Origin of the sequence: Klebsiella sp. RC2 (assembly GCF_014192815.1) — a bacterium.
GTDB lineage: Bacteria > Pseudomonadota > Gammaproteobacteria > Enterobacterales > Enterobacteriaceae > Klebsiella > Klebsiella variicola.
Genome location: NZ_JACHYL010000003.1, coordinates 636,374 through 658,168, shown reverse-complemented (window position 1 = coordinate 658,168; position 21,795 = coordinate 636,374). Strand labels below are relative to the sequence as shown.

24 protein-coding genes are annotated in these 21,795 nt (G+C 56.9%); 11 read left to right on the top strand and 13 right to left on the bottom strand.

Annotated elements, in window-relative coordinates:
- Positions 1-25: 25 nt before the first annotated feature.
- Both cho and nadE read right to left on the bottom strand, forming a co-directional pair.
- Entirely contained in the window at positions 26-889 is an 864-nt protein-coding gene (cho, locus tag FHW76_RS12735; protein WP_022065122.1) for an excinuclease Cho, read from the bottom strand.
- Positions 890-987: 98 nt separating this feature from the next.
- Positions 988-1,815 carry an ammonia-dependent NAD(+) synthetase gene (nadE, locus tag FHW76_RS12730; protein ID WP_008807746.1) on the bottom strand — a complete coding sequence of 276 codons (828 nt, stop codon included), beginning with the start codon at positions 1,813-1,815 and terminating at the stop codon, positions 988-990.
- Between the two features lie 282 nt (positions 1,816-2,097).
- On the opposite strand from nadE, the gene osmE reads away from it, so the two are divergent.
- From osmE to chbG, 8 genes are all read left to right on the top strand, one after another.
- A complete protein-coding gene (gene osmE, locus FHW76_RS12725; protein WP_008807747.1) occupies positions 2,098-2,436 on the top strand; it encodes an osmotically-inducible lipoprotein OsmE in 339 nt (112 codons plus the stop codon).
- 278 nt (positions 2,437-2,714) lie between these two features.
- A complete protein-coding gene (chbB, locus tag FHW76_RS12720; protein ID WP_002901547.1) occupies positions 2,715-3,035 on the top strand; it encodes a PTS N,N'-diacetylchitobiose transporter subunit IIB in 321 nt (106 codons plus the stop codon).
- Positions 3,036-3,054: 19 nt separating this feature from the next.
- Complete coding sequence (locus FHW76_RS12715; protein WP_012542074.1) at positions 3,055-3,171, top strand: hypothetical protein; 117 nt, start codon at positions 3,055-3,057, stop codon at positions 3,169-3,171.
- Positions 3,172-3,182: 11 nt separating this feature from the next.
- Positions 3,183-4,541, top strand: a complete 1,359-nt coding sequence (gene chbC / locus FHW76_RS12710; protein ID WP_008807749.1) for a PTS N,N'-diacetylchitobiose transporter subunit IIC — start codon at positions 3,183-3,185, stop codon at positions 4,539-4,541.
- A gap of 53 nt (positions 4,542-4,594) precedes the next feature.
- Entirely contained in the window at positions 4,595-4,942 is a 348-nt protein-coding gene (gene chbA / locus FHW76_RS12705) for a PTS N,N'-diacetylchitobiose transporter subunit IIA (protein WP_183476749.1), read from the top strand.
- Between the two features lie 27 nt (positions 4,943-4,969).
- Positions 4,970-5,794: a transcriptional regulator ChbR gene (chbR, locus tag FHW76_RS12700; RefSeq protein WP_012968458.1), complete on the top strand. Its 825-nt coding sequence runs from the start codon at positions 4,970-4,972 to the stop codon at positions 5,792-5,794.
- A gap of 110 nt (positions 5,795-5,904) precedes the next feature.
- Positions 5,905-7,251 (top strand): 6-phospho-beta-glucosidase, encoded by a 1,347-nt coding sequence (locus FHW76_RS12695; protein WP_008807751.1) that lies wholly within the window; start codon positions 5,905-5,907, stop codon positions 7,249-7,251.
- Positions 7,252-7,263: 12 nt separating this feature from the next.
- A complete protein-coding gene (chbG, locus tag FHW76_RS12690) occupies positions 7,264-8,022 on the top strand; it encodes a chitin disaccharide deacetylase (protein ID WP_012542072.1) in 759 nt (252 codons plus the stop codon).
- 57 nt (positions 8,023-8,079) lie between these two features.
- Here the strand turns inward: chbG and katE are convergent, their stop codons facing one another.
- The gene (gene katE, locus FHW76_RS12685) at positions 8,080-10,338 is read right to left on the bottom strand and encodes a catalase HPII (RefSeq protein WP_183476747.1); all 2,259 of its coding nucleotides are present in this window, start codon (positions 10,336-10,338) and stop codon (positions 8,080-8,082) included.
- 205 nt (positions 10,339-10,543) lie between these two features.
- On the opposite strand from katE, the gene cedA reads away from it, so the two are divergent.
- Entirely contained in the window at positions 10,544-10,783 is a 240-nt protein-coding gene (cedA, locus tag FHW76_RS12680) for a cell division activator CedA (protein WP_004151919.1), read from the top strand.
- 57 nt (positions 10,784-10,840) lie between these two features.
- Here cedA and FHW76_RS12675 read toward each other — a convergent pair whose 3' ends face one another.
- The 4 genes from FHW76_RS12675 to hxpB all read right to left on the bottom strand — a co-directional run bounded on the left by FHW76_RS12675 (position 10,841) and on the right by hxpB (position 14,629).
- Positions 10,841-12,232, bottom strand: coding sequence for an L-cystine transporter (locus FHW76_RS12675; RefSeq protein ID WP_008807755.1), 1,392 nt, complete (start codon positions 12,230-12,232; stop codon positions 10,841-10,843).
- A gap of 135 nt (positions 12,233-12,367) precedes the next feature.
- Entirely contained in the window at positions 12,368-12,958 is a 591-nt protein-coding gene (locus tag FHW76_RS12670; protein ID WP_002901611.1) for a metal-dependent hydrolase, read from the bottom strand.
- 91 nt (positions 12,959-13,049) lie between these two features.
- Complete coding sequence (gene kduD, locus FHW76_RS12665) at positions 13,050-13,811, bottom strand: 2-dehydro-3-deoxy-D-gluconate 5-dehydrogenase KduD (protein ID WP_022065120.1); 762 nt, start codon at positions 13,809-13,811, stop codon at positions 13,050-13,052.
- Positions 13,812-13,960: 149 nt separating this feature from the next.
- Entirely contained in the window at positions 13,961-14,629 is a 669-nt protein-coding gene (hxpB, locus tag FHW76_RS12660) for a hexitol phosphatase HxpB (protein ID WP_012968454.1), read from the bottom strand.
- 188 nt (positions 14,630-14,817) lie between these two features.
- Here hxpB and FHW76_RS12655 point away from each other — a divergent pair, with 188 nt between their 5' ends.
- Positions 14,818-15,354, top strand: a complete 537-nt coding sequence (locus FHW76_RS12655; RefSeq protein WP_008807758.1) for a YniB family protein — start codon at positions 14,818-14,820, stop codon at positions 15,352-15,354.
- 29 nt (positions 15,355-15,383) lie between these two features.
- Here the strand turns inward: FHW76_RS12655 and yciA are convergent, their stop codons facing one another.
- From yciA to FHW76_RS12630, 5 genes are all read right to left on the bottom strand, one after another.
- Entirely contained in the window at positions 15,384-15,782 is a 399-nt protein-coding gene (yciA, locus tag FHW76_RS12650; RefSeq protein ID WP_008807759.1) for an acyl-CoA thioester hydrolase YciA, read from the bottom strand.
- Positions 15,783-15,881: 99 nt separating this feature from the next.
- On the bottom strand, positions 15,882-18,065 hold the full coding sequence (locus tag FHW76_RS12645) for a TonB-dependent siderophore receptor (RefSeq protein WP_048965033.1): 2,184 nt from the start codon (positions 18,063-18,065) through the stop codon (positions 15,882-15,884).
- 271 nt (positions 18,066-18,336) lie between these two features.
- Positions 18,337-18,876 (bottom strand): septation protein A, encoded by a 540-nt coding sequence (locus FHW76_RS12640; RefSeq protein WP_008807761.1) that lies wholly within the window; start codon positions 18,874-18,876, stop codon positions 18,337-18,339.
- Between the two features lie 54 nt (positions 18,877-18,930).
- Positions 18,931-19,674: a YciC family protein gene (locus tag FHW76_RS12635; protein WP_008807762.1), complete on the bottom strand. Its 744-nt coding sequence runs from the start codon at positions 19,672-19,674 to the stop codon at positions 18,931-18,933.
- 25 nt (positions 19,675-19,699) lie between these two features.
- Positions 19,700-20,113 carry a YkgJ family cysteine cluster protein gene (locus tag FHW76_RS12630; protein ID WP_110216884.1) on the bottom strand — a complete coding sequence of 138 codons (414 nt, stop codon included), beginning with the start codon at positions 20,111-20,113 and terminating at the stop codon, positions 19,700-19,702.
- A 268-nt stretch (positions 20,114-20,381) separates the two neighbouring features.
- Between FHW76_RS12630 and ompW the strand changes: the two genes are divergently transcribed.
- Positions 20,382-21,020 (top strand): outer membrane protein OmpW, encoded by a 639-nt coding sequence (ompW, locus tag FHW76_RS12625; protein ID WP_012542066.1) that lies wholly within the window; start codon positions 20,382-20,384, stop codon positions 21,018-21,020.
- Positions 21,021-21,104: 84 nt separating this feature from the next.
- Here the strand turns inward: ompW and ybiX are convergent, their stop codons facing one another.
- The gene (gene ybiX, locus FHW76_RS12620) at positions 21,105-21,782 is read right to left on the bottom strand and encodes a PKHD-type hydroxylase YbiX (protein ID WP_008807765.1); all 678 of its coding nucleotides are present in this window, start codon (positions 21,780-21,782) and stop codon (positions 21,105-21,107) included.
- Between the last annotated feature and the right edge of the window lie 13 nt (positions 21,783-21,795).

The window sequence follows — 21,795 nt, the reverse complement described above, 5'->3', positions numbered from 1 at the left end:
CGGCGGTTTTTTTATTGGTGGTTTCTCAGCCAAGCGGGTGCAGCGGGTAGTTGCCGCTGAGCAGGGGCTTACAGAGGATCTTGTAACCATCCTGGTCGAATCCGGCGGGCAGACGGGTCAACTCCGCGGCCTGGTCGAGCGAGTCGACGGCGCCCAGCCACAGCCAGTTATGAATGACGTGATACTGCGTCATATCCGGGCCGCGCTCCTCCAGCGCCACTGGCCCCGCCCACGGCCAGCACACCAGCTGCAGTTTACTCATCTGCGCCAGCAGGCGCTCGCTGTGCGCCTCCACGCTCTCCTTTCCACAGCAGGCGCCGGCGCAGCGGCCCAGCGCGGAGCGAAAGCAGGCGCGGCCGCGGCTGAGCGGTTCCAGACCAAGCAGGCCATAACAGAGGCGCTGTTCGTCGGCAAGGCTCTGCAGCATCTGCAGCGCCGCCCGCCGGTTGGCGAACAGGCCATAGAGATGCTGCTGGTGCGAGAAATCAACCTCGCGGGCATAGACAATCTGCGGCCGGTGGTCCGCAAGTCGCCAGGCGCAGAGCTGCTTGTTACGCCGTAGCCGCTTGTTAAACAGCGGCTGCTGCTCTTTAATCAGCCGCGCCTCCAGCAGCAGCGCTCCCAGCTCGCCTGCGGTGCGCTGCCAGGTGATACGCCGCGACTGACGCAGCATCGCGGCCTCTTCGGGCGTGCGCAGGTGAGATAACACACGGCTGCGAAGGTTGACGCTCTTACCGATATAGAGCGGCATTGTGTCGCTGTCGCCGTGAAACTGATAGACGCCCGGCAGCTTTGGCAGCGCCTCCAGCCACGGGCGAAGATGTTCGGGATATTCATAGATCGCCGCCGCTTCAAACTCCAGACGCGGGGCAGATTGCTTTCTGGCCACAATAACTCCTGATACTGTCTATCTATCCAGTATAGCAGGCGGTTTTTGCGGCGAAAAGCGCAAAAAATAACCCCGGCGCGGGCCGGGGCGGGGAGGGACTATTTTTTCCAGAAATCGTCAAAGACGGTGATCGGTGGCCGACGCTTGTGTTCGGTTTTCAGATACCAGCCTTCGATCGTTTTGGCGATACTAGGATCCAGCGTTTTGCCTTCCAGATAATCGTCGATGTTCTCGTAGGTGACACCCAGGGCCACTTCATCCGGCAGGGAGGGGCGATCGTCTTCCAGGTCGGCGGTCGGCAGCTTCTTATACAGATGTTCCGGGCAGCCGAGATGGGCCAGCAGCTGTTTGCCCTGACGTTTGTTCAGGCGGAAAATTGGGTTGATGTCGGTGCCGCCGTCGCCATATTTGGTGAAGAAGCCGGTAATCGCTTCCGCCGCATGGTCGGTGCCGACCACCACCCCTTTGGTCATTCCGGCGATGCTGTACTGGGCCTTCATCCGCTCACGGGCTTTTTCGTTACCGCGAACAAAGTCGCTCAGTTCGATCCCCGCTTCGCGGAGCGCCTGTTCACTGGCCAGTACCGAGGCTTTGATATTCACCGTCAGCACCCGGTCAGGCTGGATAAAGGCGATGGCGTCCTGGCAGTCCTGCTCATCCGCCTGCACGCCATAGGGCAACCGAACGGCAATAAACTGCAGGCTGCTGTCGCCCGTTTCGGCACGCAGTTCATTAATCGCCATCTGGCACAGTTTCCCCGTCAGGGTGGAGTCCTGGCCGCCGCTGATACCCAGCACCAGCGATTTAATAAACGGGTAGGTCTGCAGGTAGGACTTCAGGAAATCGACGCTGCGGCGGATCTCGCCGGCGACATCAATCTGCGGCTTTGCGCCCAGCGCCTGAATAATCTCTTGTTGTAGCGTCATCGCGCCCTCCGAAAGTGAATCTGTTTGGCAAGCTGTTGGCTTAAAGCTACCTCTTTGCCGCTGAAACGACAAGGACCGGGGTTTTGACTGCCGGAAAAGAAGGCAATCAATGACATAGGATTTCATTATAGATGCCACTGCGCGGGAGAAACCGCCGGTCGGCAGCGGCGCGTCAATCCTGTTTACGCAATAACACAATCAGACATGATTTCGCTGTTCGGCTTGAAAAATAACACTATTTATTCCAGGCTTATCGTTACACAGTAGAAAAGAGGAACCAAAATGAACAAAAGCTTAGCAGGAATACTGGGCGTCACCGTCGCGTTAACCTTACTGGCGGGCTGTACCGCTTACGATCGTACCAAAGACCAGTTTACCCAGCCGGTGGTGAAAGATGTGAAGAAAGGGATGTCGCGTCAGCAGGTGATGCAGATCGCTGGGAAACCTTCAACGGAAGTGACCATGGTTCATGCCCGCGGCACCTGCCAGACCTACATCCTCGGTCAACGGGATGGTAAAGTAGAGACCTACTTTGTGGCCCTCGACGACACCGGCCATGTGATTAACTCCGGCTACCAGACCTGCGCCGAGTATGATACTGACCCGCGCAACGCCAAGTAAGCTTCCTACTGTTTACTGAGCCCTACGTAAGCCCGACCACTGGTCGGGCTTTTTTGTGAGTACTGATGCTTATTTAATTGCGCGAATTATTTGGGTGAAAATGTGAGGGTAGTCAAAACCAGAGGTCAATGAGAGACAATTCTGTTCAACAGCGAATTATCCTGGCGGCTCAGCTTGCCGTATACTCAACCCATAAACAGAATTAACCGGATGTTACCAGTCTTACCGGCTCTCAGCGGTTGCTGAAGGCCCTGGTCTCACACATTGAGGAAGCGTTCATGGAAAAGAAACACATTTATCTCTTCTGCTCGGCAGGCATGTCTACATCACTGCTGGTCTCCAAAATGCGCGCGCAGGCAGAAAAATACGAAGTCCCGGTCATTATTGAAGCCTATCCCGAAACCCTGGCAGGTGAAAAGGGACCGGAAGCCGACGTGGTATTATTAGGACCACAAATTGCGTATATGTTACCGGAAATTCAGCGCCTGCTGCCGAATAAACCGGTAGAAGTCATCGATTCTCTTCTGTATGGCAAGGTGGATGGTTTAGGTGTATTGAAAGCCGCCGTCGCGGCCATTAAGAAAGCTGCAGCACAATAATTTTAACTTTTAAAACTCGATGTATTTTGACGCCTGGCGGCACCCTGTTGCCGGACGTCAAAAAATAAAGAGTTTATTTTCCCGTCAAAGAGTAATTTCATACATCATCGCCGTAATAGTTTATTGCGGCTTTTAAGGGTATTGACTATGAGTAAAGTGATCGACTCGCTTGAAAAGGTACTCCTTCCTTTTGCAGTGAAAATAGGAAAGCAGCCGCATATTAATGCGATTAAAAACGGATTTATTAAGTTAATGCCGTTGACCCTCGCCGGGGCCATGTTTGTATTAATTAACAACGTTTTTCTGAGCTTCGGCGAAGGCTCTTTCTTTTATTCTATGGGCATTCGACTGGATGCCTCCACCATTGAAACCTTAAACGGCTTTAAGGCTATCGGCGGGAACGTCTATAACGGTACCCTCGGCATTATGTCGCTGATGGCGCCGTTCTTTATCGGCTCCGCGCTGGCGGAAGAGCGCAAAGTCGACCCGATGGCCGCGGGCCTGCTGGCGGTGGCGGCCTTCATGACCGTGACCCCGTATAGCGTGGGCGAAGCCTATGCGGTGGGCGCCAACTGGCTGGGCGGGCAGAACATCATCTCCGGGATGATTATCGGTCTGGTTGTCGCGGAACTGTTTACCTTCGTGATCCGTCGTAACTGGGTGATCAGACTGCCGGACAGCGTGCCAGGGTCAGTATCGCGCTCTTTCTCCGCGCTGATCCCGGGCTTCTTGATCCTCTCTATCTTCGGCATTATCTCGTGGGCCCTGTCGAGCTACGGCAGCAACTTCCACCAGATCATCATGGACTCGATCTCCACGCCGCTGGCGGCGATGGGCAGCGTGGTCGGCTGGGCATACGTTATCTTTAACTCCCTGCTGTGGTTCTTCGGTGTGCACGGTTCCCTGGCGCTGACGGCGCTGGATAACGGCATCATGACCCCGTGGGCGCTGGAAAACATCGCGCTGTACAACCAGTACGGCTCGGTTGATGCGGCTATCGAAGCAGGCAAACAGTTCCACTTCTGGGCCAAGCCGATGCTCGACTCCTATATCCTGCTGGGTGGCTCCGGGGCAACGTTGGGTCTGATTATCGCCATCTTTATCGCTTCCCGTCGCGCTGACCATCGTCAGGTGGCGAAGCTGGCACTGCCGTCAGGCATCTTCCAGATTAACGAACCGATTCTGTTTGGTCTGCCGATCATTATGAACCCGGTGATGTTTATCCCCTTCGTGCTGGTCCAGCCGATTCTGGCAGCCATTACGCTGGCGGCTTATAGCCTGGGGATTATCCCTCCGGTGACCAACCTGGCGCCGTGGACCATGCCGACCGGTCTGGGAGCGTTCTTTAACAGTAACGGCAGCGTGGCCGCCCTGCTGGTAGCCCTGTTCAACCTTGGCGTCGCGACTCTGGTCTACCTGCCGTTTGTGGTGCTGTCGAATAAAGCGCAGACCGTCATCGAGCAGGAAGAGAGCGAAGAAGACATCGCTAACGCACTGAAATTCTGATACCGCGCGGTACGGGCAGTGCCCCGTACCGCCTGATAAATGAGGGAAATATTATGTTTGATCTGGACAACATCGACGCGGTAGAAACCCCGGAAAATGACCTCGAAGAGGTGGTGATGGGGTTGATTATCAACTCCGGACAGGCCCGCAGCCTGGCCTATGGCGCGCTGAAGCAGGCGAAGCAGGGCGATTTTGCCGCGGCGAAAGCGATGATGGAGCAGTCGCGCCAGGCGCTGAGCGAGGCGCATCGCGTGCAGACCCAGCTTATCGAAAGCGATGAAGGCGAAGGAAAAATGAAGGTCAACCTGGTGCTGGTGCATGCTCAGGACCATCTGATGACCTCGATGCTGGCCCGTGAGCTGGTCGCCGAATTGATTGAGCTGCACGAGAAGGTACAATAGGCCATCGCGACGATGAGGCAGCCCAGGATGATGACCACCGAGATCAGTACCGCCAGAGAACAACAGCTGTTCAACGGGAAGAACTTTCATGTGGTCATCTATAACAAAACGGAAAGCGTGAGCGGGCTTCACCAGCATGATTACTACGAATTTACCGTGGTATTAACCGGGCGCTATTACCAGGAGATCAATGGCAAACGGGTGCTGCTGGAGCGCGGGGATTTCGTCTTTATCCCGATGGGGTCGCACCACCAGAGCTTTTACGAATTTGGGGCGACGCGCATCCTTAACGTCGGCATCAGCAGACGCTTCTTTGAGAAACATTATCTGCCGCTGCTGCCGTTTGGCCTGGTGGCCTCACAGGTTTACGCCGTGCAGAGCGCTTTTCTCGGCTACGTTGAGTCGGTTATCGCCTCACTCAATTTTCGCGAAACGGAATTTGACGAATTTATCGAGCTGGTTTCCTTTTATGTCATTAACCGTTTACGCCACTATCGCGAAGAGCCGGTTGCCGATGTTATTCCGCAATGGCTAAAAAATACCGTTGAGGCCATGCACGATAAGCTGAAATTCGGTGAGGGCGCGCTCGAGAATATGGTTCGTCTCTCGGGAAAAACGCAGGAATATTTAACCCGGGCGACCCAGCGCTATTATGGTAAAACGCCGATGCAGATAATTAATGATATCCGTATTAACTTTGCCAAAAAGCAGCTGGAAATTACCAACTATTCGGTGACGGATATTGCGTATGAATCCGGGTACAGTAGCCCGAGCCTGTTTATTAAAACCTTTAAAAAACTGACGTCGTTTACGCCGAGCAGTTATCGCAAACATTTGACCAGTATTAATTAAACCCGCGCGGTTTTATCCGCCAGGTTTATACCGTAAATCATTCAAATTAACTGTCCGCATTGTTGCGGAGAGCGGCCTGCGTCCAGGCGTAGCGCCCAAGGGAGAAAAAGATGAGCCAGAAATTAAAAGTAGTCACTATTGGCGGCGGCAGCAGCTATACCCCGGAATTACTGGAAGGCTTTCTGAAACGTTACCATGAACTGCCGGTCACTGAACTGTGGCTGGTGGATGTGGAAGAGGGCCAGGAGAAGCTCGATATTATCCATGCGCTGTGCGAGCGGATGGTGGAAAAAGCCGGCGTGCCGATGAAGGTCTATAAAACGCTGGATCGCCGTGCGGCGCTGCAGGGCGCGGATTTTGTCACCACCCAGCTGCGCGTGGGCCAGCTGAAGGCGCGTGAAAAAGATGAGCGTATTCCGCTGAGCCACGGCTACCTGGGCCAGGAGACCAACGGGGCGGGTGGGCTGTTTAAAGGGCTGCGCACCATCCCGGTGATTTTTGATATCGTAAAAGATGTGCAGGAGATTTGCCCGGACGCGTGGATCATCAACTTCACCAACCCGGCGGGCATGGTCACCGAGGCGGTCTATCGCCACACCAGTTTCAAACGCTTTATCGGCGTGTGCAACATTCCTATCGGCATGAAGATGTTCATCACCGACGTGCTGCAGCTCAGCCCGAGCGATGAGCTGAATATCGACCTGTTCGGTCTGAATCATCTGGTGTTCGTCCGCGACGTGCTGGTTAACGGCGTCTCGCGCTTCGATGAACTGCTGGACGGCGTGGCCTCTGGCCGCCTGACCGCGAACTCGGTGAAAAATATTTTCGACCTGCCGTTTAGCGAGGGGCTGATCCGCTCCCTGCGCCTGATCCCATGCTCCTATCTGCTCTACTACTTTAAGCCAAAAGAGATGCTGGCGATTGAGATGGGCGAGTACTATAAGGGCGGCGCGCGCGCCCAGGTGGTGCAGAAGGTGGAGAAACAGCTGTTCGAGCTGTATAAAAATCCGGATCTCAAGGTCAAGCCGAAGGAGCTGGAGCAGCGCGGCGGCGCCTACTACTCCGATGCCGCTTGCGAAGTGATCAACGCTATCTATAACGACAAGCAGACTGAGCACTATGTGAATATCCCGCATCATGGCCACGTGGATAATATCCCGGCGGACTGGGCGGTCGAGATGAGCTGCACCTTAGGTCGCGACGGCGCGAAGCCGACGCCGCGCATCACCCATTTCGATGAGAAGGTACTGGGGCTTATCTACACCATCAAGGGGTTCGAAGTGGCGGCCAGCCAGGCGGCGATCAGCGGCGAGCTGAATGATGTGCTGCTGGCGCTGAACTTAAGCCCGCTGATCCATTCCGATCGTGACGCCGAGCAGCTGGCGCGGGAGATGATTCTGGCGCATGAAAAATGGCTGCCGAACTTTGCGGCGACTATCGAAAAACTGAAATCTTAACAGGAGCGGCCAATGGAACGCGTATTGATCGTCAATGCCGACGACTTCGGCCTCAGTAAAGGGCAGAACTACGGCATTATCGAGGCCTGCCGCAACGGCGTGGTGACATCGACCACGGCGCTGGTCAACGGCGCGGCCATTGACCACGCCGCCCAGCTAAGCCGCAGTACCCCGGAGCTGGCGGTCGGCATGCACTTTGTGCTGACGCTGGGCGAGCCGCTGTCGGCCATGCCGGGATTAACCCGCGAAGGCCGGCTGGGCAAATGGATCTGGCAGCAGGCAGAAGAAGGTCGCCTGCCGCTGGAGGAGATCGCCCACGAGCTGGCGTGTCAGTACCGTCGTTTTGTCGATCTCTTCGGTCATGAGCCGACGCATCTCGACAGCCACCACCATGTGCATATGATCGCCCCGATCTATCCCATCGTGGCGGCCTTTGCCCGCGAGAAGGGTATCGCGTTACGTATTGACCGCCAGGTGGCGGCGCAGAGTGGGCTCGATCAACAGGCGGCGCGCAGCAGCGCAGGCTTCAGCAGCGAGTTTTACGGCGAAGCTGTCTCTGAGGAACTGTTTCTGCAGACGCTGGATGCCTCAATCGCCCGCGGGGAGCGTTCCCTGGAGGTGATGTGTCATCCGGCTTTTGTCGATCAGACCATTATGGGCAGCGCCTACTGCTACCCGCGGCTGGGTGAGCTTGATGTGCTGACGTCTGCCGCGCTGAAAGCGGCGGTAGCCGACCGGGGTTATCGTCTGGGAACCTACCGCGACGTGTAAGCCCGATGGGGGAAAGGGAAAGTGAATCAAGCCCGGCACCGTGTGCCGGGCTTTTTACTACGCCGGAATAGCGGCGATTTTTGGACTTCTCGACCACACGCGATGCGCCGTCATCAGGGCGAGCAGTGTGTCCGCCGCTGGCGTGTCGAGAGCATCGGTGACGATGACCCCCTCTTCACCCTGGGCTGGGACCTGCAGAACGGACGTCAGCTGTCGCGCATCCCCTGCCAGCAGGATCGGCTTCAGATGCTTATAGGCTTCCAGCAGGTAATAGCGCGCGTCGCCGCTCTGGCTCAGGGCGCTGAGGTCGCCGCCAGGCACCACTACCGCATCCACCGTCAGCGATGGGGAACCGGCGAAGGTGCCGGCGATCGGCAGGGGAGAGCCATCGTCGGCGATGACTTCGCCCATCCGCGAGTAGAGCAGCTTGCTGTGCACGCCCTGGGCCTGCAGCGCCTGCAGGAGATGGACCAGATCCTGCGCCGAGGTGCGTTCGTTGAGCAGGACGGCCACTACACGGCCTTTCACATCCCCTTCGGCGTCGGCGTAGAGGCTGAGGCTGGGGTCTTTCTCCACGCCGTTGACCGGGGAAGGCAGGGTAATGTTACGCTGATCGTCGCTCAGTTCGATACCTAAGTTCGCCCCGATCGCTTCCGCCAGCTTAGTATCAATGTGGGCCAGATGATCGACCACCCGCTCGCGGATCCAGGTGCGGACCACTTTGCTGAGTTCAAAGCTGAAACCATCGATAATATGCTGCTGCTCAATCGGCGTCTGGCTCAGCCAGAACAGACGCGGCTGGGCGTAATATTCGCCGAACGAAGGGCTGCGCTGGCGGATTTTTTCGCCGTCGACGCGCTCGGCGAGGGACTCAAAGCCGCCGCGTTTGGCCGCTGGCGGCGTCTCGCGCGGCCAGTTGTCGTTAATGGAGTTGGGCTCATAGTTGGCCGGATTGGTGTCAATGTCCATCCGGTGCATCCCGTCGCGCTGGAAATTGTGATACGGGCAGGTTGGACGGTTGATGGGGATTTCATGGAAGTTCGGCCCACCCAGGCGGCTAATTTGCGTGTCGGTGTAAGAGAAGAGGCGCCCCTGCAGCAGCGGATCGTTGCTGAAATCAATGCCCGGTACGATATGCCCGGGATGAAAGGCCGCCTGTTCGTTTTCGGCAAAGAAGTTGTCCGGATTGCGGTTGAGGACCATCTTGCCAACCCGTAAGACCGGCACCAGCGCCTCGGGGATCAGCTTGGTGGGATCGAGCAGATCGAAGTCAAAATCAAACTCGTTCTCCTCGGGGATGAGCTGCAGGCCAAGCTCAAATTCCGGGTAGTCCCCGGCTTCGATGGCCTCCCACAGGTCGCGGCGATGAAAATCGGGGTCGCGACCGGTCAGCTTCTGCGCTTCATCCCACACCAGCGACGCCTTGCCGGCGACGGGTTTCCAGTGGAAGCGAACGAAGGTGGCTTTGCCCTCGGCGTTGATCAGACGGAAAGTGTGGATCCCAAAGCCTTCCATGGTGCGATAGCTGCGCGGGATGCCGCGATCCGACATCGCCCACATCACATTGTGCAGCGTTTCCGGTTGCAGGGAGACATAGTCCCAGAAAGTATCGTGGGCGCTCTGTCCCTGCGGGATGGCCCAGTGGGGCTCAGGCTTCACGGCGTGGACAAAATCGGGGAACTTTATCGCGTCCTGGATGAAGAAGACCGGTGTGTTGTTGCCGACCAGGTCAAAAATCCCTTCGTCAGTGTAAAACTTGGTAGCGAAGCCGCGAATATCGCGGACGGTGTCCGCCGACCCCGCGCCGCCCTGCACGGTGGAGAAGCGCACAAAGACCGGGGTGATCTTATCGGCTGCCGAGAGAAAATCGGCTTTGGTCAACGCTGTCAGGCTTTTGTAGGGCTGGAAGTAACCGTGGGCGGCAGAGCCGCGGGCATGAACGATACGCTCCGGAATTCGCTCATGGTCAAAGTGGGTAATCTTCTCCCGCAGAATGAAATCTTCCAGCAGCGTTGGGCCGCGGGCGCCGGCGCGTAGCGAATTCTGATCGTCGGCAATACGTACGCCCTGGTTGGTGGTCAGCGGATAGTCTTCTCCGCCTTTACGCTGCGGCTCCAGGGCGTCAAGTTTGCTGCTGTGGGTATCAGGCGCTTTCAGGCTACCAGGGGCGGTCGGTTCGGCGCCTGGGGCGGTGGGTTTCGGCGTGGGGCGCCACTCCTGGTCATCCGGCGCCAGCGAGTCGAGCCCCGGTTTCGCTTCTTCGCTGTCGTGGACCGGTGCCTGCTGGTGGTGAGGGTTTGGGTGCTTATCAGACATTACTCGTCTCCTGCTTTCATTGCTAAAAGTGGTCGTTGATAAACCAAAACCCTTCTAACTATAGAACATTACGCTGCCTGCGCTCGGCGCAGGGGCAGGGAGTTATCCTAAAATGCGCATCGGCGGCAGGGGGGCGACGAACGGGCCCACAATCGGCTATGATAGAGGTTTCTGTTTCCCGCTCTGTTTAGTGAATCCATTTGTTATGAAACCATTGCGCCAACAAAATCGCCCTGTCATTAGCTACGTGCCGCGCGTGGAGCCTGCGCCTCCGGAACATGCCGTGAAAATGGACCATTTTCGCGATGTCTGGATTTTGCGCGGGAAGTATGTCGCCTTTCTGCTGATGGGGGAGCATTTTCGCCGCTCGCCAGCGTTCAGCGTGCCGGAGTCGGCCCAGCGCTGGGCTAACCAGGTGCGTCAGGAAGGTGAGATTGAAGCCTGAGTCTGCTGCAGAAATAAAAAAACCGCTGATAATCAGCGGTTTTTTTGTGCTTACCGTTTAGCGATGCGCCAGCTCGGCCTCTTCTTCGCTATCGAAAATCGACTTGTCGGTCTGGCGCAGCCACTGGCTGGTCAGGGTCCCGGCGGTCATTGAGCCGTTAACGTTCAGCGCGGTACGCCCCATGTCGATCAGCGGTTCGACGGAGATCAGCAGCGCTACCAGGGTCACCGGCAGGCCCATCGCCGGCAGAACGATTAGCGCGGCGAAGGTGGCCCCGCCGCCCACCCCGGCGACGCCCGCCGAGCTGACGGTGACGATGCCCACGAGGGTGGCAATCCACATCGGATCCAGCGGGTTAATGCCCACGGTCGGCGCGACCATGACTGCCAGCATGGCCGGGTAGATACCGGCGCAGCCGTTCTGACCGATGGTGGCGCCAAAGGAGGCGGAGAAGCTGGCAATTGACTCCGGTACGCCCAGGCGTCGGGTCTGCGCTTCCACGTTCAGCGGAATCGACGCGGCGCTGGAGCGGCTGGTGAAGGCGAAGGTGATCACCGGCCAGACTTTACGGAAGTACTTCAGCGGGCTGATGCCGTTAATCGCCAGCAGCAGGCCGTGGACGACAAACATAATGCCCAGCGCAATGTACGAAGCTACCACGAAGCCGCCAAGTTTGATGATGTCCTGCAGATTCGACCCGGCAACCACTTTGGTCATCAGGGCCAGTACGCCGTAAGGGGTCAGCTGCATCACCAGACGAACCAGCTTCATCACCCAGCCCTGCAGGGTATCGATGGCCGTCAGCACGCGCTGGCCTTTTTCCACATCCTCTTTCAGCAGCTTAAGCGCTGCCACGCCGAGGAATGCCGAGAAAATGACGATACTGATGATGGAGGTCGGGTTAGCCCCGGTCAGGTCAGCAAACGGGTTCTTCGGCACAAAGGAAAGGATCAGCTGCGGTACGCTGAGATCGGCCACTTTTCCCACATAGTTGCTCTGGATGGCGTTCAGACGGGCTGTTTCTGCGCTGCCCTGAACCAGACCCTCGGCGGTGAGGCCGAACATATTGGTCACCAGCACGCCAACCAGCGCAGCGATAAGCGTGGTGAACAGCAGAGTGCCGATGCTCAGGAAGCTGATTTTTCCCAGCTGAGAGGCATTATGCAGCCTGGCCACCGCGCTCAGGATCGAGGCGAAGACCAGCGGCATCACAATCATTTGCAGCAGCTGGACATAGCCATTACCGACGATATTGAACCACTGGATGGAATCCTTCAGCACCTGGCTGTCAGACCCGTAGATCAGCTGCAGCGCCAGACCAAAGACCACACCAATGGCCAGACCAACCAGCACTTTCCTGGCCAGGCTCCACTGTTTATGGCGAGTTTGCCCCAGCGCAAACAGTAATACGGCGAACACGACTACGTTCGCTATTAATGGAAAGTTCATCCCCGTTCTCCTGATATTTTTATAACCTGGGCTGGTGGATAACCAGCTCTTATGACGGCAAGGTTAGCAGAAGGCGTTATCAAGGACTTATATTCAAATGGAATGGGTTATAACCAAATGGTGTTTTCCGGCGGTTTATCGGCCACTCTGATGACTAATGAAGCGATTGAAGGTGATTTGCAGGGAATTGATCACTCCGGAAGACCAGCGTATTGCGCTGTTGTCCGCCAGCGTCTGCGGCATCCAGACGGCATAGACGAACAGCGCCATGCATAAAGCGCGCTCCAGTTGGTTACCCTTGCGCGGCGCGAGGATCGGCAGCCGGAAGCGCCAGCGGCAGGGCCACAGCAACGGCACCCCGGCGGGGGTGAGCATATCGGCGAGGATGTGGCTGAGATAGCCCAGCACCAGGCCCTGGAGGGCGTCCGCCGGGACAATCCAGCTGTCAGGCACCTTGAGGTAGAATAGCGTCAGCGCGCCAAAGACGGCCAGCAGGCTGTGGGTGAAGCCGCGGTGGCCAAAGGCCCGCGCCACGGGCTTTGAGATCCAGCTCAGTCGTTGGCCGAGAAATGACTTAGGGTGATCGATGTCCGGCAGCAGGCAGGTCAATACCGCAGAGGGCACAATATGCCACCAGTCGCCCTGCGCCAGCACCGGCGTTAACTCTGCGTTTTTGGCAAATACTGCGCAGGCGATTGAAAAGAAGAGATGGCCTTCCGCCGTCATGATAAAACACCCTAAACTGTCGATTCATACAGTATAGGGTTTTTATACAGTGTACGGAAGAGGTGACGGTGTAACTCTTTGTCACAAATTCTCAGCGTGCCAGCCATCCGCCATCGACGGCCAGGGTATAGCCGTTAATATAGTCGGCGGCGGCCGAGGCGAGAAACACCACCGGCCCCTGCAGGTCTTTGGGTTCTCCCCAGCGACCGGCGGGAATGCGCTCGAGGATCGCCTGGTTACGTTCTTCATCTTCGCGCAGCGCCTGGGTGTTATTGGTGGCCATATATCCTGGCGCAATGGCGTTGACGTTGATGCGTTGGCCGGCCCATTCGTTGGCCAGCAGACGGGTCAAACCCAGCACGCCGCTTTTCGAGGCGGTGTAGGAGGGGACGCGGATCCCACCCTGAAACGAGAGCATCGAGGCGATGTTAATGATTTTGCCGCCATCGCCCTGGCGAATGAACTGCCTGGCGACCGCCTGGCTGAGAAAGAAAACCGCTTTTAGATTCAGATCGATCACCGCGTCCCAGTCGCTTTCCGTGAAGGTCAGGGCATCATGGCGGCGGATAATCCCGGCGTTATTGACCAGAATATCGACCCGACCCATCGCCGCGACCGCCTGGTCGACCAGCACGCTCATCTCATCCTGAAGGCTGAGATCCGCCTGAATGGCATGAAAGCGGCGACCCAGCGCCTGAACCTGTGCTGCCGTGTCATGGGGAATTTTACGGTTGATGCCGACGATATCGCACCCGGCCTGCGCCAGGCCCAGCGTCATTCCCTGTCCCAGTCCGGTATCGCAACCGGTCACGATGGCGACCTTACCCGTCAGGTCGAAGGCGTTCATTACCATATTCACCTCTGTCAGCTGATCTTCAGGCGTACGATGACGCCACCTGTGACCAGCATAGAGGCAGGAAAACAAAATTACAATAAAAATGAAACGACGTTTTGATTTTATTGCCGGCGGCGTGACAGCGATCGCGTCACCCGCCAGCGTCCTTACCCGAGCAGGGCTTCGGCAGTCAGGGCCTGCAGTGACGGGAGCTTGACGTCCGCCAGCACGAAGCGCGGGTCGCGGCTGTTCTCCGCTTCCGGTACCACGATAGCGCGCATGCGCGCGGCTTTGCTGGCGATCATGCCGTTGACCGAATCCTCCAGCGCGACGCAGCGCTGCGGGTCGACTCCCAGGGCAGCGGCGCAGTTGAGGTATACCTGCGGGTGCGGTTTGCTCCAGGGCAGATGTTCCGCGGAGGCGAGCGCATCAAACTGGTCACGCAGTTCGAACATGTTGAGCACTTTCTCCAGCATCACCAGCGGCGAGGCCGAGGCCAGGCCCACCTTCAAGCCCTGCGCTTTACACAGGGCCACCGCCTCGCGTACGCCCGGTAGCAGCGGGCGTGAGGCTTCCACCAGCTCGATGGCCCGGCGGATAATGCGCGCGGTGGCTTCTGCGCGATCGACGCCGTGCCACGGCTGCTGGGCATACCACAGATCCACCACAAGGTCGATTCGCAGACCAAGCAGGTCGGGCAGTTCATCGCGGCGGCGGGTATCCACCCCCAGGCTTTCCATGACCTCGACCTCCGCCTGATCCCAGAGCGGCTCAGAGTCAATCAGCAACCCGTCCATATCAAAAATCGCGGCCTCAATGCGGCGCTTCGCTGACATATGTCCTTCTCCTGTTGCGTAATCAGATAAACGAATCGGCATTCATGGTATATCATACCGCGCGTTATTGGGCGAAATTCGCCGTGGAAGATAGACTTATACCCGACACATTCGGGTCAGCGAGGAGCGCCTGCGCCACGCAACAGGCGGCAGGCGAATCACCAACGCGTCTTTAACAAGGGGAACTCATGACGTACCAACAAGCTGGACGCATAGCGGTTATCAAACGCATTTTGGGATGGGTCATCTTTATTCCCGCCGTGCTGTCGACGCTGATTTCTGTCCTCAAATTTATGTATGAGCACAGTGAAAAGAAACCCGGCATTGACGCGGTAATGATGGATTTTGCGCATGTCATGATTGAGATGATGCGCTTTAACACGCCGTTCCTGAACTTTTTCTGGTACAACTCGCCGCTGCCGGATTTCCACCACAGCCTGAACATCGGCTTCTGGATCATCTTCATTCTGGTTTTTGTCGGCATGGCGCTGCAGGCCTCCGGCGCGCGGATGGCGAGGCAGGCGAAATTTCTTCGCGAGGGGATTGAGGATCAGCTGATCCTCGAGCAGGCCAAAGGCGCAGAAGGGTTATCCCGTGAGCAGCTCGCTGAGCGGATCGTGGTACCACGCCATACCATCCTGGTGCAATATTTCCCGCTGTATGTGCTGCCGGTGATCGTGATTATTATCGGCTACTTCTTCTTCTCGCTGCTGGGCTTTCTGTAAGCCAGGTGCCCGGTTAGCCGGGCACCATATTATTCTGCCGGCAGAGCCCGCGGTTTACCCTGATTATCGACGGCAACGTAGATAAACAGCGCTTCCGTCGCCTTATAGCGCTGGCCAATCGGTTCAGAAGAGACTTTTTTCACCCACACTTCGATGTTAATCGTCACCGAGGTGTTGCCGCGCTTCACGCAGCGGGCGTAGCAGCACACCACGTCGCCGACGGCGACCGGGCGTAAAAAGGTCATCCCATCCACGCGCACGGTCACCACGCGACCCTGAGCGATCTCTTTGGCCATGATGGCGCCCCCGATATCCATCTGCGACATCAGCCAGCCGCCAAAAATATCCCCGTTGGCATTGGTATCCGCCGGCATCGCCAGGGTGCGTAAAACCATTTCGCCCTTCGGGGCAAGATCTGTAGTTGTCATGCTCTACTCTGTTGTGGTCAAAGACGATCAGCGGGATGCTACTATGAAAACGGGGCGGAGAGAATAGGGGAAAGCGCCCGCAGAGGCGGGCGCGGTGGTTCAGAAGGAGAGGGTAACGCCGGCGTAATACGCGCGGCCAGGCTCATTGTAGGTCGAGGCGCCGGCGTTTTCGCGATACAGTTGCTTATCAAACAGATTACTTATTCCGGCGTTCAGGCGAATATCCCGGTTTAGCTGATACTGGGTACCGATCCCCACGATGGAATAGGCACCTACCTCGGTGGTGGCAAGGGTCCCGGTTTCGTTGCGAATTTCCGCATACTGACGCGGCTGCTGACGGCCATAAAGCGTCCAGTTCACATTCGCAGACAGGGCACCGTTTACCTGCCAGTCGAGCATCGTGTTAATGGTATATTTCGGGATCACCGACAGCGGATTGCCTGTCTCTTTACTTTCTGATTTGAGCATCCAGGTGGCATTGGTCCGCCAGCTTAGGACATCTCTCAGCACCGGGATCAGCAGATTTCCTTCCAGCCCCTCGACCACGGCTTTGCCGCCGTTCTGCCACTGCAGAATATTATTGCCGCTGGAGGTATAGCCCAGCACCTCGGTTCCGGAGACGATTTTGTTTTTGTAATCGTTGCGGAACCAGGTAACCCCGGCAGCGTAACCATTAATGTTGAATTCGATACCGATCTCTTTGTTAATACTGATCTCCGGATCGAGGTCAGGGTTGCCCAGCAGATAGCAGCTGCCTTCAGCTATAGTGTTCGGACAACCGTTGCCGCGGGTGGAGAGCAAATAGCCTTCACTGGATTGATAGAGGTTAGGCGCTTTAAACACGCGCGCGATACCGGCCTTCAGCGTGAACATATCGCTCAGCTCCTGAGACAGATTGAGGCTTGGGCTCCAGTTGCTGCCAAACTGATTATGATAATCGAAGCGGATGCCGGGGATCAGGTTGGTGCCAGGCACGGCTTCGATATTATCTTCCAGATAGATACCGGTGAGGGTGGCGCTGTTTTTGGTACTACGTTGCGTAGGGTCGCCCGAGGTCCCAGGGATAGTCTCGCCGTTGCTGTTAGTGGCCTGCATTGATGCCGGGTCGTCGAGCTGATCATGGTTCCATTCCATTCCCAGCGTCAGCGTCTGGTCCGCCAGCCAGAAGAAAGGCACATTGAATTCCGAGGTAGTACGCCAGGATTCCAGACGGCTGGTGGCATAATCCTCACTGTTGATCATGCCCTCGACGCGGCCGGTGGAGCCTTCCTGCAGGCGGGTATTGTTGGTTTTCTCGTAGTAAACACCGGCTTTGGACTGGCCCCAATCCCATAGACCGTTGTAGGTCAGTCCCCAGGACTGGCGATAGAGGCGATTAGTTTCGTGGCCGTACAGGGAGTCCACCAGCCCGTTCGGGCTAAGATTGCCGTTGCTGTACTGGGTATCACCAGCATAGATATTCCCCTGGCGACTATAGGCATAGCTGAAATCGAGGATCTGTTGCGGGGTCATTTTCCATGACAGCAAGGCGTTAATATCTTTATTGCGTACCCCTTCGCGCCCCGCAGCGTAAGAGCCGTTTTGCGCATGGTTAATATCCCAGGCGTCGGGTTCCGTTTTATTGATATTGCCATACAGGCGCATCGTCAGCGCTTCGCCGGCCAGTGGGCCGCTGAGATTGAAGTTAGCGCGATTGGTCGTGCCTTCCTTGTTGTTTTCCGGCTGGTTGGTAAAGAAAGACAGCGAACCGTGCCAGTTGTTGGTCGGGCGTTTGGTAATGATATTGACCACTCCGCCCGCCGCGCCGGAACCATAGCGCGCGGCTGCCGGACCGCGGAGAACTTCAATCCGTTCGACCATCTCTGCAGGTACCCAGTTGCTGTCGCCCCGGGTATCGCGTTCACCGCGCCAGCTATAGCGAACCGCGTTACGTGACGTGACCGGTACCCCATCTATCAGGATCAGGGTGTTCTCCGGCCCCATGCCACGGATATCAATCTGGCGGTTGTTGCCCCGACTGCCGCTGGCGCTGTTGCCGGTCAAGTTCACCCCGGGCATTTTACGGATGATGTCTGAGAGATCGTTGACCGGCGGCTGCTTAGCAATATCATCTGCCGTGATAATCGACACCCCGGGCTGTTGCTTAAGCACCTCTTCCGCCGTACTGCGCACAATCATCGTTTCGGTATCTTGTTCTAATTCTTCAGCAAAGGCGTTAGGGGCGAGGAGACTGGATATGACCAGCGCCAGGGTCGTGGGGACAGAATATTGCGGCGATCTCATGTAAATATCCTTTTCAAAGCAATGCAAAATGAGATCGAGAATATTAATGATAGCCATTATCATTACAATGTAACGAGATGAATCTCCATAAAATCCTCACAATTACCGCAACTTTTTATGCAGTTGAGAGAAATCGTGAAGAGAGCCTGCACAGTGTGACCGGAAAGCTGTCAGCGTATGCCCTGAGGTTGTGTGGCTGCAGGGAATGTTTGCCAGCGCAGTGAGATTATAGGGGGCGAGCGCGGCGCGCGATGGCGCGCCGGCGGAGGAGTTAGTGGTGGTCGTCCTGCGGCATATGGCGGTAGATGTAGATCCCGCTCAGCAGGGTAAAGACCAGCGTGAGGGCGGTTAAGCCAAAGACCTTGAAGTTCACCCAGATATTCTGCGGCAGCCAGAAGGCGATATAGATATTGGCCAGCCCGCAAAGGATAAAGAACACCGCCCAGGCCAGGTTAAGCCGCGACCAGACCTGCTGCGGCAGGGCCAGCTCTTTGCCCAGCATGCGCTGGATCAACGGCTTTTTCATCACCCACTGGCTGAACAGCAGCGCGCCAGCGAACAGGGCATAGATCACCGTCACCTTCCATTTAATAAACTCATCATTGTGGAAGAAGAGAGTTAACCCGCCGAAGACGGCCACCAGCACAAAGGTGATCAGCGCCATTTTTTCGACTTTACGGTAGCGTACCCAGCTGTAGATCAGCACGATAGCGGTCGCGACGATCAGCGCGGTGGTGGCGGCGTAGATATCGTAAAGCTTATAGAAGGCAAAGAAGACCACCAGCGGTAAAAAATCCAGAAACTGCTTCATACATCGATCCCGTCTTTCAGGACGGACCGGGGAAGACCCCGATCCTGGTTAAGATTAGTTGCGGATAAGCATATACACGCGGAATAAATAGATCAGCAACAGGGCGGATATCAGGTTGCTGATGGTATTGATGACCACCGCGCCGACGTTTGGCGTCAGGACAGCAAAGCTGGAAGCGAACAGTAACAGCAGGGTTTTTGCCACCAGCCAGCCAATGATAGCCGGCGCCACCAGCCGCAGATTGGCCCACGCCAGACGCATGCTGCTGCGCATGGCGCTGAGGATACCCATTTTGTCCTGCACCAGCATGATCGGCGCAAAGGCCAGCACGATGGCCAGCAGCACGCCGGGCACCAGGACCAGCATCATCCCCATCTGCACCAGGAAGGTAGTGAAGAGGATCAACAGCAGCAGCTTCGGCAGCACCGGGGCTGAGGCGCCGATGGCACGCAGGGCGCTAACGCGATGACCGGCGGAGACCAGCTGGATCAGCAGCAGAACGCCGCCGGCGAGGATCGCATTGCCCACCAGACCCGAGAAGGTTGATGCCGCCGAGGCGCGCAGCAGAACCTGCTGCTGCTCCGGCGTCATGTTCTGCACCAGCTCAAACAGCCCGGCGCTACCGGCGAGGTTATCGCCTTCGCTGAGTATCGACAGCTGCTCGTCACTGGGTGAAAAGGCATGGCCAAGTACTACCGTAATAAACGCGCACAACAGCGCAATCAGCAAAATGGTAATGAACTGATTACGAAAAAAATTCCCGGTGTCACGGTAGACGGACTTCGCCGTGATAGACATGCATTCTCCTTGAGTGTCGCAGGTGTTAACTAGCCGGCGATTGTACCGCAAATCGTTCCCTCGTAGCACTCTCTGCACCATTCAGGGCAGGTATATCTTTGTAAAGAGGCCGCAATGGCGGTAGGCCATAGCGCGCCCGCGCCCGGTTGCAGGCGTCATTTTCCTCACCATTCTCACCGGACATGGCGAATTCGCGGCACGGTGAGGGACGGTTGTCATAAATAGTGCAGTGGACGGCGTCACCGATGTCGCCTGACAGCGCCGCGCAGCGGCTCTGGCGCTGGTTGGTGCCGCTCATGCAGCGCAGGAAAGGGGTCAGCGGCTCGGTCAGCGCGGAAGGCACCAGGCCACCCGCGTCGTCGGCTTCCGCCCAGTAGAAAGAGACACGAAAATACGCACAACAGGCACCGCACGTCATGCACGGGTTGATTTCACTCATAATTACACCTGAAAAAAACGCATCAACACAGATTGTCGGCAGTTAACTTATCCAGCCGCTTTTGCGGCGGCAAGAGGGGGAGAAATATTTTTTTCACGGAAAGTGAAAATTGATGTGAGAAGGATTCAGGGTGTTTCGATCGGTAGCAAAAATTAATCTGGATCAATAAATGTTAAATCTAAGGTTTTAGTGTGATCTAAAACAGATCAAACGTAACTCGTTATAGGTATATTTGGCCGCGCTGAAAAACCATAATGAGGAAGTGGATATGAAGAAGTTAGCAGCGGCGGCATTAATTCTTAGCACGCTTTCCACCGGCAGCGTCTGGGCGCATGAAGCGGGTGAATTTTTCATTCGTGCCGGGACCGCCACCGTCCGACCGACGGAGGGCTCTGACAATGTGTTAGGCAGCCTTGGCAGTTTCAACGTCAGTAACAACACCCAACTGGGTTTAACCTTTACCTATATGGCCACCGATAACATCGGCGTGGAGCTGCTGGCGGCAACGCCGTTCCGCCATAAGGTCGGCACCGGGCCAACCGGGACTATCGCCACCGTCCATCAGTTGCCACCCACCCTGATGGCGCAGTGGTACTTTGGCGATGCGCAAAGCAAGGTGCGCCCGTACGTGGGGGCGGGTATTAACTACACCACCTTCTTTAATGAAGACTTTAACGATACCGGCAAGGCGGCCGGGCTTTCCGATCTGAGCCTGAAGGACTCCTGGGGCGCGGCGGGGCAGGTCGGCCTCGATTATCTGATTAACCGTGACTGGCTGCTGAATATGTCGGTGTGGTACATGGATATCGATACCGATGTGAAATTCAAAGCCGGCGGCGTGGACCAGAAAGTCAGCACCCGTCTGGATCCGTGGGTGTTTATGTTCTCCGCGGGTTATCGATTTTAAATCCTGCTGAAAACTGGCCAACGGATGGCCAGTTCATTGTCACGTCACACCTGTCTGCCGCAAGCCTTCGCCATCGATAGCGGATCACACTTCCGTCCACTGGCGCAGCAGGTTGTGATACATGTTGAGCAGGGAGAGGACCTCTTCTCCGTCGCCAAAGCGGGCCTTCAGAGACTGGATGGTACGGTCCAGGTCGTAAAGCATTGCGCGCTGCTTATCGTCGCGGACCATCGACTGGATCCACAGGAAAGAGGCCTGACGTACGCCGCGGGTGACCGGGGTGACGCAGTGCAGGCTGCTGGCGGGATAGAGCACCAGATGCCCGGCCGGGAGCTTCACCCGGTGCTGGCCATAGGTGTCTTCAATCACCAGTTCACCGCCCTCATAGCTCTCCGGCTCGCAAAGAAACAGCGTCGCTGACAGGTCAGTGCGCATCCAGCCCGCCTCGCCGTTCTGGCGAACGGCGCCATCGACATGAAAACCGTAGGTCTCCCCTGGCCCATAGCGGTTAAACAACGGTGCGGAAATCGTCCGCGGCAGCGCGGCGGAAAAAAACTGCGGGTGGCCGCGCAGCGCGTCGAGCACGGCGGCTTGCAGGCGGGCATACAGCGGCGTACGGGTATCGATCTGCTGGTTCTGTTTGACGGCCGCCCCCTGGCTGCCCACCGTAACCCGTCCGTCGACCCACTCGGCCTGCGCCAGCTGCCGGGTAAATTCCGCCACCTGGTCTGCCGATAGCACGTCAGGAATGTGATACATCATCGCGGTGTTCTCT

What these genes read in the sequence shown, in the direction of transcription:
- nadE (WP_008807746.1), bottom strand. Translation starts at nt 1,815, where the DNA reads ATGACGCTACAACAAGAGATTATTCAGGCGCTGGGCGCAAAGCCGCAG.
- FHW76_RS12670 (WP_002901611.1), bottom strand. Translation starts at nt 12,958, where the DNA reads ATGACGGCGGAAGGCCATCTCTTCTTTTCAATCGCCTGCGCAGTATTT.
- FHW76_RS12655 (WP_008807758.1), top strand. Translation starts at nt 14,818, where the DNA reads ATGACGTACCAACAAGCTGGACGCATAGCGGTTATCAAACGCATTTTG.
- katE (WP_183476747.1), bottom strand. Translation starts at nt 10,338, where the DNA reads ATGTCTGATAAGCACCCAAACCCTCACCACCAGCAGGCACCGGTCCAC.
- ybiX (WP_008807765.1), bottom strand. Translation starts at nt 21,782, where the DNA reads ATGATGTATCACATTCCTGACGTGCTATCGGCAGACCAGGTGGCGGAA.
- chbC (WP_008807749.1), top strand. Translation starts at nt 3,183, where the DNA reads ATGAGTAAAGTGATCGACTCGCTTGAAAAGGTACTCCTTCCTTTTGCA.
- hxpB (WP_012968454.1), bottom strand. Translation starts at nt 14,629, where the DNA reads ATGTCAGCGAAGCGCCGCATTGAGGCCGCGATTTTTGATATGGACGGG.
- kduD (WP_022065120.1), bottom strand. Translation starts at nt 13,811, where the DNA reads ATGGTAATGAACGCCTTCGACCTGACGGGTAAGGTCGCCATCGTGACC.
- cedA (WP_004151919.1), top strand. Translation starts at nt 10,544, where the DNA reads ATGAAACCATTGCGCCAACAAAATCGCCCTGTCATTAGCTACGTGCCG.
- FHW76_RS12695 (WP_008807751.1), top strand. Translation starts at nt 5,905, where the DNA reads ATGAGCCAGAAATTAAAAGTAGTCACTATTGGCGGCGGCAGCAGCTAT.
- FHW76_RS12635 (WP_008807762.1), bottom strand. Translation starts at nt 19,674, where the DNA reads ATGTCTATCACGGCGAAGTCCGTCTACCGTGACACCGGGAATTTTTTT.
- FHW76_RS12630 (WP_110216884.1), bottom strand. Translation starts at nt 20,113, where the DNA reads ATGAGTGAAATCAACCCGTGCATGACGTGCGGTGCCTGTTGTGCGTAT.
- FHW76_RS12640 (WP_008807761.1), bottom strand. Translation starts at nt 18,876, where the DNA reads ATGAAGCAGTTTCTGGATTTTTTACCGCTGGTGGTCTTCTTTGCCTTC.
- ompW (WP_012542066.1), top strand. Translation starts at nt 20,382, where the DNA reads ATGAAGAAGTTAGCAGCGGCGGCATTAATTCTTAGCACGCTTTCCACC.
- chbG (WP_012542072.1), top strand. Translation starts at nt 7,264, where the DNA reads ATGGAACGCGTATTGATCGTCAATGCCGACGACTTCGGCCTCAGTAAA.
- FHW76_RS12715 (WP_012542074.1), top strand. Translation starts at nt 3,055, where the DNA reads ATGTATTTTGACGCCTGGCGGCACCCTGTTGCCGGACGTCAAAAAATA.
- chbB (WP_002901547.1), top strand. Translation starts at nt 2,715, where the DNA reads ATGGAAAAGAAACACATTTATCTCTTCTGCTCGGCAGGCATGTCTACA.
- FHW76_RS12675 (WP_008807755.1), bottom strand. Translation starts at nt 12,232, where the DNA reads ATGAACTTTCCATTAATAGCGAACGTAGTCGTGTTCGCCGTATTACTG.
- yciA (WP_008807759.1), bottom strand. Translation starts at nt 15,782, where the DNA reads ATGACAACTACAGATCTTGCCCCGAAGGGCGAAATGGTTTTACGCACC.
- FHW76_RS12645 (WP_048965033.1), bottom strand. Translation starts at nt 18,065, where the DNA reads ATGAGATCGCCGCAATATTCTGTCCCCACGACCCTGGCGCTGGTCATA.
- chbR (WP_012968458.1), top strand. Translation starts at nt 4,970, where the DNA reads ATGATGACCACCGAGATCAGTACCGCCAGAGAACAACAGCTGTTCAAC.
- chbA (WP_183476749.1), top strand. Translation starts at nt 4,595, where the DNA reads ATGTTTGATCTGGACAACATCGACGCGGTAGAAACCCCGGAAAATGAC.
- osmE (WP_008807747.1), top strand. Translation starts at nt 2,098, where the DNA reads ATGAACAAAAGCTTAGCAGGAATACTGGGCGTCACCGTCGCGTTAACC.